General features: G+C 46.0%; 6 protein-coding genes and 2 pseudogenes. 3 read left to right on the plus strand and 5 right to left on the minus strand.

Annotation, left to right across the window (positions count from 1 at the left end):
- Positions 1-100: 100 nt before the first annotated feature.
- Both DBY73_RS03770 and DBY73_RS03775 read right to left on the minus strand, forming a co-directional pair.
- The gene (locus DBY73_RS03770) at positions 101-796 is read right to left on the minus strand and encodes an IS6 family transposase (protein WP_112009867.1); all 696 of its coding nucleotides are present in this window, start codon (positions 794-796) and stop codon (positions 101-103) included.
- Positions 797-983: 187 nt separating this feature from the next.
- Positions 984-1,685: a hypothetical protein gene (locus DBY73_RS03775; RefSeq protein WP_146745739.1), complete on the minus strand. Its 702-nt coding sequence runs from the start codon at positions 1,683-1,685 to the stop codon at positions 984-986.
- Between the two features lie 870 nt (positions 1,686-2,555).
- Between DBY73_RS03775 and DBY73_RS03780 the strand changes: the two are divergent.
- From DBY73_RS03780 to DBY73_RS03790, 3 genes and pseudogenes are all read left to right on the plus strand, one after another.
- A pseudogene (locus DBY73_RS03780) lies at positions 2,556-2,777 on the plus strand (DUF987 family protein).
- A gap of 20 nt (positions 2,778-2,797) precedes the next feature.
- Positions 2,798-3,121, plus strand: a complete 324-nt coding sequence (locus tag DBY73_RS03785) for a type IV toxin-antitoxin system YeeU family antitoxin (protein WP_112009869.1) — start codon at positions 2,798-2,800, stop codon at positions 3,119-3,121.
- 37 nt (positions 3,122-3,158) lie between these two features.
- A pseudogene (locus tag DBY73_RS03790) lies at positions 3,159-3,404 on the plus strand (TA system toxin CbtA family protein); the annotation flags it as partial.
- Positions 3,405-4,366: 962 nt separating this feature from the next.
- On the opposite strand, the gene DBY73_RS03795 reads toward DBY73_RS03790, so the two are convergent.
- From DBY73_RS03795 to DBY73_RS03805, 3 genes are all read right to left on the minus strand, one after another.
- On the minus strand, positions 4,367-9,631 hold the full coding sequence (locus tag DBY73_RS03795; RefSeq protein WP_112009870.1) for a hypothetical protein: 5,265 nt from the start codon (positions 9,629-9,631) through the stop codon (positions 4,367-4,369).
- A 1,361-nt stretch (positions 9,632-10,992) separates the two neighbouring features.
- Positions 10,993-11,901: a hypothetical protein gene (locus DBY73_RS03800; RefSeq protein ID WP_146745740.1), complete on the minus strand. Its 909-nt coding sequence runs from the start codon at positions 11,899-11,901 to the stop codon at positions 10,993-10,995.
- Between the two features lie 186 nt (positions 11,902-12,087).
- Complete coding sequence (locus tag DBY73_RS03805) at positions 12,088-12,864, minus strand: hypothetical protein (RefSeq protein WP_146745741.1); 777 nt, start codon at positions 12,862-12,864, stop codon at positions 12,088-12,090.
- Positions 12,865-13,325: the final 461 nt, after the last annotated feature.

Consider the following 13,325-nt stretch of genomic DNA (forward strand, 5'->3'; position numbering starts at 1 on the left):
CTGTGTTTAAAGTTAACGGCTGACTGCTAATCTGCCACCCATTTTTATGGCTCTGTCGCGTTAAAGAATGGAAGATGAAGAAAACTGCGCAGCCTGTTTTTCAGACAGCCAGCAAATCAAATTGTTCTGCCGATGATAATCCGTCTCCGGCTGGGTGATGACATTGTCCCTTAAGTATCATGTGGATTAACTCAATTCCTGCCAGTACCGTCTGCGCACGCCGGAGTGATTTGAATCCCATCATCGAGCGTATCCGGCGTTTGATGTTTCGGTGATCCTGCTCAATCAGGTTATTCAGATACTTGCTTTGCCTTATGGTAATGGCTTCTTTCTCAGGTTTGTCGGCATTCAGCGTGGCCAGAGCCGCAGTATTGGCGCCGCTTTTATCTATCGTCACCACCTTAGGCTCGCCGTGGTTACGGATGGCCTTGCGAAAGAAACGCAGGGCTGCTACAGCGTCCCGTCTGGACGTCAGCAGAAAATCGATGGTCTGCCCCGTGCTGTCGACTGCGCGGTACAGGTATTTCCACTCACCTTTAACTTTTATGTAGGTTTCATCCATTGGCCACCGGCGACCCACTGCACGTTTATGCCTGCGGAACGCCCTGTCCAGAAGCGGCACCAGGCGGATAATCCAGCGATGCAGCGTGGAATGGTCAACGGTAGCGCCGCGCTCTGCCATCATTTCTTCAATATTACGCAGGCTCAGGGCATAAGCCAGATACCAGCGGACACACTGGGCGATAATATCGACGGGATAATGCAGCCGCCTGAAGGCATTTCGGATCAAAGACATTGTCAGGTAACATCATAAAAAAACAGAATATTACCCGACCTCTCCTTAATGCGACAGAACTGGCGCAGTAGATAATTTATTAGATAAATTAAGTAACATTGAAACGCCAGATAAAAAAAGAGAAAGTTAATGTTTTAGTTTCAGGGGCATGTATCGGATCACGTCGAGACTAATAAACCTTAGTCAGTCATCTGCCAGATCCATTGTAACGCGTTCCCGGAAATTCAACATCAAGATTTCCCTTGATAACCGTCCAGCGATCTTCCCAGAATCTCCAACTATAAACGGGTCTCGTAGCGGTAAAAGGGATGTGAACATCCTGCAAATAGCCATTTGGTGCAGCAAGATAACCTACGCGAATATCTAAGTCACGTAACGCAGCCCTGAGCTGCTGAAGATAAGCTCCGGCCCCAACGTTGCAGGAATCCAGCCTTAATACACCGACGTTCTTTAAACCCATAGCAGCCAGTTTTTCCGCCATGACCTTTGCCGTAAACTGAGTTTCTTCTCGGGCTTTAACAGACCTCCCTTGTTCATTTGTTTGATAAAACTCCCTGGCCTCAAAAGGAGAGTTTCGGTTACCATGCACGACTACGTCGAGCCGTGAAAAAACATCAAGACTCGCTAATGAATCAGCTTCAGGGGAGTTAAAAATAGTATTGTTGTGATTATTAGCCATCTCGCCAAAAAAATTATCATAAGGAATATTCCTTTTCTTCACGGTACTTTTTGCGTACTTATCAAATTGTGCTGGGTGTAATCCACCATATTGGCCAATTTGTACAACATAGTGTTTTGCAGGGGTATTAGTCCAGTCGCTACGGCAGCTTTGATTATCTGAATTGCTTTCTTCATATGAAATCTCAGAGGAAACATGTTGCTTCGACATTGTGACTTGATTTTGTACGCATGCTCTTCTCATTATAAAACCTCTTAATTAGTTTAGTTAGATGTAGCATTACCCTTCATCACCTCCATCGGTTTAAAGAATCATCAAATGTGATGGCTACCTATTCCAATATTTATATTTGACGCGTTCTCCATTTTTAACCCTCGCCATTTTGGTGCTCTCTGGTTTTTTGCTTGAACTTATAGTTAATTATCCCATTGGTTTTATCTGGATTGCGCTCGTTAAGTATTTAATCTTTATCTGATGCGTCAGGGGGATTTTTAGTGACATAGCTAAGTTAGCCACCCAAATAGATGTACGCAATAGCCTCTATTTAACACGAAAATAAATAATCTGATATTTGCCCCTGGAAAATCATTAAAATAAAAAATTATAAATTAAAAACTTAGCTTGCCAATTTAATTTAAACAACCGTGTTGCGAATCATTCAATAATGCAAGCATTATTAATATGGATGAGTTATAAGAATTGCATTATCTACAAAAATATTTGTTTTATTTCCATGACGCAAGTTTTTTCTTCTTTCTCAGTGAGTGTGACATAAAATAGCATCAATGGTGTACTGTTACTGCTTTGTCTTACCTGGTAGCTCCCTCTCCCCAGGCTGAACTGTGTTCAGCATACCAATCACTCATGGTAGCCCCAATGTTGAGCACGATACCCTGACTCAAATAAGAAAGTGTCGAGCCTGTCCTGTGAGCCGTACCATATCGCTTCCCCGCCAGCAGTGGGATATCTAAGTGATAAATGCCACTTTAGGGGCTTGACGTTCAATTCCACATAACAACTTATAGTTGGCATCGGTGATGTGCTTTCTTTTGCTGAACGTGGCTGGCTATGAGGCTAACCATGAAAATCATCGATAAAAAGGCCGCAATGGCAATTCAGCGACAACATCCGGATTCCCGTATCTTTCGCTAATGCACAGGCAAATACCAATGGCACGGCAGTGCCAGTCATTACACCGGTCAAGATGTCGCGGAGATTTCCGGCGTGCTGGCGGTTTACGCAGAACGCCGTCGAGACAATCACGGCCCGTATACACGCCTGATGTGCATCACCACCAATTGACACTAAATAAGGAGTCGAAAATGCAAAATTCATGGGGACTGAAGCGCGACATCTCGCCGTGCTTCGATGCGAGGCTTGTGCAGGAAGGTTGTCGCCTGCATTTTATGGCGGACCCTGCAGGCTTTAGTGGAACATTTAACGAAGAGGAGGCCATACGTCTGGACCAAGCGTTTCCGCTAATGATGAAACAACTTGAACTGATGCTGACAACCGGTAAGCTGAATCTGCGTCATCAGCATTGTGTTACGTTGTATCATAACGGACTCACTTGCGAGGCTGACACTCTCGGCTCTCATGGCTATGTTTACATCGTTATTTATCCTCAGGCATCTGCAACCAAGTAAAACCTTCTCATCTTGTATCAGCACCCAACTCATGCACATTTCATCTGTACCGGCCACGGTGCCTATTTCGTCACGCCTGTCGCCCGTACAGGCCTGGCAGCAACTGTTAACGTATCTTCTGGAACATCATTCCGGTCTGGCACTTAACGACACGCCATTTCATGACGACACGGCCATTGAGGAGCATATCGATGCGGGAATAACGCTTGCCGATGCTGTTAATTTCCTAGTCGAAAAGTACGAACTGGTTCGTATCGACCGCAAGGGATTTACATGGCGCGAGCCCCTCCTTCATTACCGCAACGGATATTCTGCGTGCCAAAAAAGCATCGGGCTGTTGCCCAGATCTTTAATTTTTCTAAGTACATGCTGCTTATGTGTTGCTATTTCCGCTACAGTAGCGGAAATAGTGACGGCATCGCATCTGACATTTAAAAAAAAATCAAATAAATATTGATAATATTTCTCATTTTACCATGAGCAAAGATCGAAGCCTTATGAGTCCCTAAGTGCTGCAAACCAATCTCTCATTCCCCACCAAAAGAAAATGGTAAAAATTTCAGGCACCTTCTTAGGCACCATCGAAAAATTGAATTAGACATTAATTTAATACATTCATTGAATTACGAACCCACTTTAGACTCCACCAGCGCTGCGCTTTCTGCGCCGCATCCAGCACCGCCGTCAGCTCAGTATCCTGCTCCCACTGGTGCGTGAACCCTTCTCAGGCGCAGATGAATGTTGAGTGATGGACATAACCTACATCTGGACCCACTCAGGCTGGCTGTAACTGGCCGAGGTTATTGCTCAGTTCTCACGCAACGTTTTCGGCTAGTCAATGCAACCCCGAATTTTACTTCTAAAAAAATTATCTGGCACTGTTACCAGACACTTTTTGTAATGAACGGTTTAAATCACTTGATATTTCCGTCTCCCCCCCCCCAAATACCCTAAGTGGCTATCATAATGGATTATGAATTTATGAATGACACGAGAAAATCGTTCATAATTCAAATATACGCTTAAGAACTCACATTTATTTTAAAATATTTTATTCAGTCAAATATCAACATAGCGATGCTAAATTATAACCCACGGCGTCATTACAGGGCAAACCAAAAGGAATAATTACTTATCAGATGACTACAAGAATCAACACATCTGACAATTATGAGAGTGGTGAAAACAACTGTGCAAACTGGATATTTTATAACTTATCACAAAACACTCACCTATACATCATAATTATGTTGGAAAAATATAATCCTCGCCATTAAAACTATCAATTATAATGTCATCATTTCGATGCACATACTTTAATTTAATGTGTTGGTAGGGAATATCCAGAATTTCAATCTTTGTAACATCCGTTACTTTAAAAACATATCCAGGAGGAATAACACCTTCACGCGCCAGCCTTACATCACGCTGGACATCTTCACCTGCCCTGGAAAGTTCATTTACGATAACATTATATAACCCACCAGCCGGAATAATTTTTTTGATTGGAGCAAACTCGCTATTTTCTATTTCAAAAATAACATTAACCTCATTGGATGCACTGGATGCACTTTCTGAAAAATACCTTGCTACAAATAGTGAATCAGAAAAAAAGGTTAACTGATGTGATTGAATCAACGTACCAGTTTTAAAACGTTTCAGACTTTCCATTGACATAGCATTTCCATGAAAAACTCCTTTACCGCTCCTAAATTTTGCAGCACTTAGTGAATCAATAACGCTTAACATATTAACCACCTTAATCTCATCGATACTTTGCACCTGGCTTCCATGAAGAAAATTATTTTTAATCATATCCTGACGTTCGTTATAAGTACCATCAGAAAGGGATGTTTTTATTTCCCGAACATCCTCAGGAGCTATCCTGTTAATATCGGTTATTAAATAACGCTGGGGAGAATCAAATACCTCAACCCCATTATAAAGCGAGCTTAATAACTCAGGGTTCTGCAGGTCACTTTGAGATTGAGCGTAAATAGTTATAGGATAACCAGCCTGGTTGACTGGCCCATCTGCATTCCAGACAATGTCGTTTTCCAAATTAATCGTTGAGGCCGATGATTTAGCATTGTAGTGCATTTTATTGGTGAGCCATCCATTGTTTATGCCAATTGCCTCCTTATCACCACAATATAACATAGCATGTTTAATTTCCTCAACACCATGAGATGTTTTTTCCACAAAAGCAATACGCGATCCTAAAGGTATATTTGTCAACATTTCTTTAGTTCGGATAACAAGCGGGTCCTTACCAATAAAATCAATGAACTCTAGAGCTCGGGTTGAAGACATCAGCCCCTGCCCCTCTTTTTTCCCTATTTCATGTGCGGCTATCTGGATACTAATGACAAAATTCCAGGAAATGGATGTATCGACTTTCCCAATATTCTTTCCGGCGGCAAAAAACTTCGCAACTTTGGCAGAACATTTCCCCTTGAGAGCAGCCGAATTACTCCGCTTACTTCTACCGCGTAAAGAAGACGTTGGCGCACTACACATCCAATCAGTAATTTCAGGTTCCTCTATGAACATCCCTTCCTCATCACGTCGGTAAAGTGCTCTCTCTTCTGGCTCTACACCCATCATTTCGTCTTTAAGGCTGAGGGTACGGAACCCTTTGTAGTTCTCATCCCATACGCTTCGCACCAGCCGTCCCTCCTCCACGGGAATATAGTATTCACCTGCGATATAATATGCCCCGGCCTTTTCTCCTTCCTGAATACTTTTTCCACTGAACGTTACCATCTTACTCTTTACCTGCTCCTGCGCCTTTTCATAGCGCTCCCTGGCACTTTTACCCGGCCAGAAATCTGCTGCTGCCATCAGCGCCGTTACCGCAATGCTTTCTCCCAGCGCCCACAGTCCCTCATGCCGCGCCGCCGGGTTATCCGCATCGCTGCGATACTGCTCTGCCACTGACCATATCTGCAATCCTGCTGCACCGTAGTTCAGTACCGTACCCGTCAGCTTCACCCCCCCTTCCACCAGGCTCAGCTCCACGCCCTCCAGCGCCAGCAGCTCTAACGCAAAGGGCTCTGCAAACGGGATGACCATTGCCACAAGCCCCGCCACTTCTGCCACCTCCGCCAGCCTGCGCGCAAAATCCGCCTCATCCAGCTCCGCCTGATTGCGAAAATAGTAGTTCCCCGTCTCCTTCGCCTTGTCCTTAAACGCACCGGCCAGCGTGTTTAACGGATTATCTCCCTGCTCTGCCACAAACATTTCGGCACTCAGCTCCAGAACGGGCGTGTCCTGGTTTTCATAGACTGACGTCCCGAAATGAAATGCCGGCAGCGTCCCCGGCGCAAAAAAGGGCGTTATTTTTTCGTAATCCCCTTTTGCCACATACCGTGCGCTTCCGTCTCCGAAATCCAGCGTGCGCAGCTTTATGGTACTCACCGGCGTGCTGCCGCTCAGAGAAACAACAAAATACTCATCAGCTCCCATGCCCGGCAGCAGGATAAGCTGGTCTGCCACCCTTCCCGTTCCTTTGTGTTTCAGGAACAGTGGCCTGGCCATCCCCAGACGCATCGCCCGCGCCCCGGCTTTCAGCTGCGCTTTCTGCGCCGTATCCAGTAACTCCGTCAGCTGCGTATTTCGCCCGTTTATCAGGTCATCCAGCCGGGTATTTAACTGCCACGCCAGTCTGAGCACCAGTACCGCCGTCAGCTCCGGATCCTGCTCCCACTGGTGCGTGAACGCTTCCCAGGCGCTGCGGAACATGACCGGCGTTGGCGCATCCTTAAACAGCTGCCGCAGCCCACTGTTGTTCTCCACATCCGGTGGGTACTGTATATTGCAGCTTTCCACCCTTCCCCCCACCTCCACTTCCGCCTCTGTCTGGCGACCACAGAAGAATGAGGGCGTTTCTCCCTCTGCCACCCGCCCCCTTTTCCAGTGCTGACCAACATCTGCAACGTCACACCGCTCATTCTGCCAGGGGAGCTTACGGGCGGCATACCACAGGCTTTTCGGGTAACTGAAATCATAGCGCTCACGGCCGCTGTCCATCAACGGGCAGATTTCCCTCATCATGGCCTGACCGCTGACGGTGATATTTTTTTGCAGAATATCGGCCGGCGCACCGTAAGCATCGACCAGCCAGCGCCCCGTAAACGCCGTCACATCCGCCACTTCATTGATTTTTTTCGCCGTCAGCAGGGTCTGCAATGTCTGCATCGCGTTCAGTGCCCCGGCTGCCGTCGTCATATTCCCCCCGCCTGAAACCCGTTCATGAGCAGTGATATAAGCCAGCCGCTCCGCCACCGGCGCCGTTTTCATCCAGCGGCTTACATTTGCCGGAAGCCCCGAAGGAAGCCAGCCGTTGACTGCCGCCAGAAGCTGCTTCACCTCATCCAGCACCTTGTCATTATTCAGCTCCGCACGGTAAACATCCGGGGCATCCCCCTCCAGCGTCAGCCGTAATGACTCATGAGGGTGCAGATCTGTATATCTCGCCGTCTGCTGCTGGCTGTCGGCATCACGGACAAGCGCCTGCAGACGGATATCCGTGACGGTCTGTTCAAATGCGCCGCTCAGGTCGTTAGCCACATCCGTCCACTTTGAGATATGCACCAGTGAGAGCAGCGTCAGGGGCGTTTTTCCGGTGTCTGCTGCCAGCCCGGTCAGTGCACGGTGCAGCGCCGGTGCCGACTGCCGGATGTAAACCTGCTCAGCGGAAAGAACCGGTTCGTTTTTGGGAGCTTCTGCGTCATCAAAGTCAAAATCGGGCTCACACAGGTCAGACATAGCTGTCTGGAAATAACCCCGGGGGCAGAGGAATGCCGGAACCGCCAAGCTGGCGTCTGCAACACCCGGCTCAAACGGCAGCCGGGGGGGTAGCCAGTTGTACAGGGCTGCTCCGGCTTCCTGACTCCAGATGATAACCCGGGTCAGCAGGTTGTCCGTCCGGACCATCAGCGCCTCTTCTTCCGCTGATACGCCCCGAGGATCATTGACAGTTTCTGCCCGGTCCTGCTCCGGGAGAGTGGCTGCCTGTAAAGGCTCCCCGGCAAGAAATGTCATCGCCCCGCGCAGTGCTGTATCAGGGATATCCGCCATCCCGGGCTCCCGCTCACCGCGGAGCAGCCTGTCCAGCACCGTTTTTTGTGCTTCCTCCATTCGGGTTGTCCAGCGGAACGCCTGAATCCCTCTTCCGGTGCCCTGTGACAGCCAGCCGGTCAGCGCCACATCCCACACGCTTGTTGTTTCGTCCGGACTAAGCTGGCGCATCAGGCAGTGAACTCCCCGAAAAGCCTCCGGGGCCTTATCTGCCTTATTAAGCTCCCGGGATAAAAACTGACTTACCACCGGGCTTGCCTGCCTCCCCCCCTCTCCCCTCGATAGAAACGGCATTGCCGGGGATGACGGCGACCACATACGAGCGTGCTCAGCCTGTACAGCCTCATAGGCCCTGCCGTGCCCCCTCACCTCCACACCATCAGTTTGCTGCCCCCCAGGAGTCCATCGTTCACGGACAATCTGCAGAACCGGCGTGGCAGGAACAGAAAGTAACTGCGTATTGCCCGGCAATCTGCCGGAAATATCTGCCGGATCAGCATACAGCGATGTAATGGAACCAGGTTGACGGTGCGGAACCGCGGAAAACAGGTTGATGATATTGTGTAGTGAGGTCAGTAGCTCCGGTATACCCACCAGAAACCGACCGACTGCGGTTACCGGCCTGTCAGGCTGAGTACCCGGCGTCAGCAGACGCCAGGCCACCGCCAGCAGCGCCGTTACCGTCAGCAAAACGAGGCTGGCCTGTGTCCACTCAGCTTCAGCCCGGGCCGCATCGCTGAGCAGGCTCAACACCGCTCTCACCGGGCTGCCTTCCGGCATCAGCGAAAGGGTGTGCAGGATAATCGCCATTACCCGCCGGACCCCCAGGCCAAGAATAAAACGCACCGCCCCATCAAAAGCATTCTGTTCAATCAGGGCACTTATCAGACCAAGCGTTGGACTGGCCTGAATAATATGGCTGCATGCCTCTTTAATAATGCCATGCACAAAACCCAGGCTGGTCTGCTTTATCTCCCGCCAGACTTCCGCCCAGCTGAGGTCGGAAAATACCCGCAGCGCCTCTGCTGGTTTTCCGGTTTGAGGAAGCGTCGCTAGATATCGAAGATACCACCGCGCTGCCATCACTTCTGGGGCATCCCCCCTGGCACTCAAAAAAGCGGCAATGGATAGCTCTCCCGCCTCCTCCAGCCACTCCAGATCAGGCGCAGCAGGCAGTACATTGTCTTCGCCAGCAAGCTCAAAAAAATGGCGGCTGAAGCGCTGCTGCCAGTCACTCTCACAGTTGACTATCTGGATGGTATCGCCATGGGCTTGTAGCACATGTCTGACAAACGTGGCCATGCGGGAAAGCCGGGGGGAAGCAGGAGCCTCAGGGAAGGAAATTCCGCCTCCGGCGGCAGGCTGCTGCTCCGGCTTCCGGGATTCATTCTTTTCAGAGGCCGATGGTTTAAATAAATGTTCAGGCATAGCAGAAAAACCTTTAGTAATAAATGGCAGGAAATCTATTGAGGGAAGCTAATGATATACGAGGAAACTCAGCCTGAAATATTTAAAAATAAGCAGACAGGAAGCAACTTGTTAAAAAATAGCTCCTCGCCGAGTTGGCGTAAAAACTGCGCCACAGGAGAAAGCCGCAATGGCTATGGTGTTTCCTCAACAGAAATATTGGTACCTTCATTTACAGAGAAATATTGATGTCGCCTCCCTTCAATATGTACTTCTTTCTTCATGCGACGTTGTTTTTTTGCATATATGATGGCATAAGAGAAATCGTATCCGCGGAGTAGTGTTGACATCGCCCTAAATAAAACCCGGCCTTCAAATATCCAGACCGCGCCAGAAAAATACATTTAGTAGTGACAAGTATTTTAATATTCCAGTGGTATTTCCGGAGTGTTGCGCAAGCGTCTATACTTTATTATCATACAGTTTACGCCCTCATAAATCTTCGCTTGTTTCCATATTCAGAAGGTGCTGTAGCATTGCCCTGAACAACTGTTACTCATTGTTGATCGGTGTTCTTCCTAAGAAACAACTCTCGCTTAATGTAATCTCACGCACCAACTGCTTCACCTCTATTTGTATTCATTACCTCGCCCTTATACCCGATACATCCGCCAATTTCCCCACCAGTTGACGTAAAGGGATCTAAGAAGTCGTATAGGAAAGAGCCATTGCCCAACTCTCATGCTTTAAAAGATATAAGACCAACCTCATTAATCTTAAATTTGTCTTTTAAGGACTGTGCTAACTGAGATGGTGCATATTGTTGCTCGCCCCCTCTTGTAGCAGGGAGCGATTGCCTACCATGCCCAATTATAATGAGCTTATCACTTAAACTAGCGTCCTTAATAAATTTGAAATTTAATAAAGAAAAACCTATGACAGGCTGGTTGAGACTATGTTTTCTACGGGTATATTGTAGCGCCCTATGAAATATTTCGCATTTTCAATGCATTGCCTATCATACCCAAGCATTAATAAATAATAGCTCTTCCGCTTCATATTAATATTATTTGTCAAAGAAAATAAAAAGGTAGGCAATTAAAACATGCTTACGGTTTGCCACTCCATGATCTTTTCAGTTTTTTAACACCTTCCTTAACTCCATTCCAGCATCAAAGGATGCATAATTCAGCCTTACGTAAAGTGATATAACCCATCCCTGGAATTAATATGTTTACCCTAATCCTTTGAATTCATAACCTGCAATTTTACGCATGTTATTGTTTGTATAAAGCACGAATATAAACATCTAACTCCGCAATCTGAGGGCTATCTTTCGCCACGCCGCGATCTGTAAATCAACGTGAAAGTCATCATTAACATCAAGAGATTAATTGAACCTTTATCGTCCATCCATCTTTTTCTTCTGAGAGACAGCCAAAATCGCTATTGTCGCCTGATGATTTAACGTGAAAAAAGTTTGACCTTTCGTGCGATATAGTGATACCATCAACATCTTTATCGCAATCACTATCTTTAATTTTAAACACGCTTTGTGAAATTAATTTCACTCTTCCCTCATCGTCATAACTAATATCATACCGAGGAGGTGAATCCGCCTGGACGACGAAATTAACACCCTTCGAGAAATCAAAATTACGTGCAGCAAAAATGCTTTGATGGCCCTGATGTGCTACCTCAGTTAAATGCCTGGCTTTTGATTCCCCAATAAAATCCGTCACCACCGAATTATTTATATAATCTGAACAGCTAACCCCCTCTTTATTTATCCGTTCAGTTCCACCAGGATAATTAAATATGTATAACGAGCGATGCCAATCTTTTTGAAACGGGATTGAAACCACCTGGTCCGGTGGGATTTCTTCCTCCTTAATTGGTTTAAACTCTGGGCTATCGAGAGTGAAGGTTACAGTATATATCATTTTCCCTTCCTTACGAACAGTGTTTAGTACTATTTTTTCCTCAGGTACATCTACCGGAAAATTCATAACGGCATCCAGCTTTACCAGCGCTGGTTCAACGAGATAGGAAGAATATGTGCTTACCTCACGCTGGGGTACTATCTCATCGCTCCCGGATGTCGCCAGTTGGCTACCATAACCCGCCCCGGAATTAATTAAAGCCTGCGCTGCCGTGGGTGACCGCTTAAAAGCTGATGCCGACACCTCCGCTTCTGGCAATTTCACATCAGAGCTGGCATTTTCCTGACGATTACAAGAAGTACCTTGCGGATTATCTCCATTGGAACCCGTGCTCTTACGTTTATTCATATACATACTTTCACCTTAAGCCTTTGATGATTTAATCCTGCACAATGCGTTACATACCGGTTCCTATCAACATAGTCATAAAAACATAAAAAAACTTCAACTACATTCATCAGGATCAGGTAATGCATTTCAATTTACCACCCAATCTGTTCGTTTAGATACTCATATAAATTACTGCAACTGGATTTATTCCAGAATTACTCTTTCAATACCCAACATAGCTATTACTTTTATCTCTTCATTCGTTAACTGACTAATATCAGACAAATATTGAGGAGTATCTAACTCGGATTGAATTTCCCCATGAATGTCGCGAAGGGTTATAATTATATCATCAAGTGCGGCAGTGAATTTATATGCGGTTGAAATTAACACTTCATCATCAGAATTAGCACCCGCTTTTTCAGCCATGAAATCAGTCACACCTCTCAGATGCGCTCCGAAAGCCCCGCTCATTTTGTCAAGGAAACATCTATCGCTCAATATGTTACTTTCCTTTAGTAAATATTTGAGAATGCTTCGATTGTAGTTTCTTCTGGCAACTGCATCATAAAACATCTCCGGATTCTTTGCATATTGTTGATGCCATGCCTTATCCGTTATATTCAAAAAAGCATTAACAAATTTCAAAATTACTTCCTGACTAACTGTAAATTCATCCTGCGATTTTTTCATGGCAGATTTCAATGCCATTCCAACTTTAACAGGAACCCCAATAATAGGGACGAGCAATGCAGCATCAGCAACACCATGATTGATAGCACTTTCCCCACCTTCTTGTTTATAAGCTCTATAGGTGGAAAGAAAGGGGATGAGACTCAACGCAAATTCTTTGATAAATTTTACTTTATCTTTCGAATGAGTTAACTGAATCGGATTTTCAGCACTCTCCCCGTCGGATGAGATAGAATTCATTGAATTTTCCGAATCTTTATTTTTATTATTGCATTTACCCTTATACACTCTCTATACTCCGCAAATGATTATCTCGTGTTGGCTATGTTGATAATTAGCAAAACAACAATCCCCCCAATGATTAAGTAGTTATCTGGCCTCCTGACCAGCAATCAGTGGCGATGTTCCTCTCTAATCATAGCGCCAGTAAAATCCTGCCCCAGTTATCTGGTAATAATTATTTACTAAAAACTAAGTATTCAGTCATTCTGATCACCTCCCGTATAAGTTAAACATTTTAGATGTTATGTATCTTAATATTAAACCAAAAGCATGACACATAACTTTACTTTAAAACATATTCGTTAAGAAGTGATTACAAAGTCGTTGGATACAATAAATAGTGAAACTAATTGCTTTCATTACCGGATTGTTCAGTTGTATCCTCAAGGCATGCATTTAAGTGAAAGTGCATCCTCGATACTTAAGAGAACAAGCAACTATGACCACCGTTATTTTTAACTCATTGC

The organism is Enterobacter sp. RIT418 (assembly GCF_003057745.1).
In the GTDB taxonomy this organism is placed as follows: domain Bacteria; phylum Pseudomonadota; class Gammaproteobacteria; order Enterobacterales; family Enterobacteriaceae; genus Enterobacter.

What these genes read in the sequence shown, in the direction of transcription:
- DBY73_RS03770 (WP_112009867.1), bottom strand. Translation starts at nt 796, where the DNA reads ATGTCTTTGATCCGAAATGCCTTCAGGCGGCTGCATTATCCCGTCGAT.
- DBY73_RS03775 (WP_146745739.1), bottom strand. Translation starts at nt 1,685, where the DNA reads ATGTCGAAGCAACATGTTTCCTCTGAGATTTCATATGAAGAAAGCAAT.
- DBY73_RS03785 (WP_112009869.1), top strand. Translation starts at nt 2,798, where the DNA reads ATGCAAAATTCATGGGGACTGAAGCGCGACATCTCGCCGTGCTTCGAT.
- DBY73_RS03795 (WP_112009870.1), bottom strand. Translation starts at nt 9,631, where the DNA reads ATGCCTGAACATTTATTTAAACCATCGGCCTCTGAAAAGAATGAATCC.
- DBY73_RS03800 (WP_146745740.1), bottom strand. Translation starts at nt 11,901, where the DNA reads ATGAATAAACGTAAGAGCACGGGTTCCAATGGAGATAATCCGCAAGGT.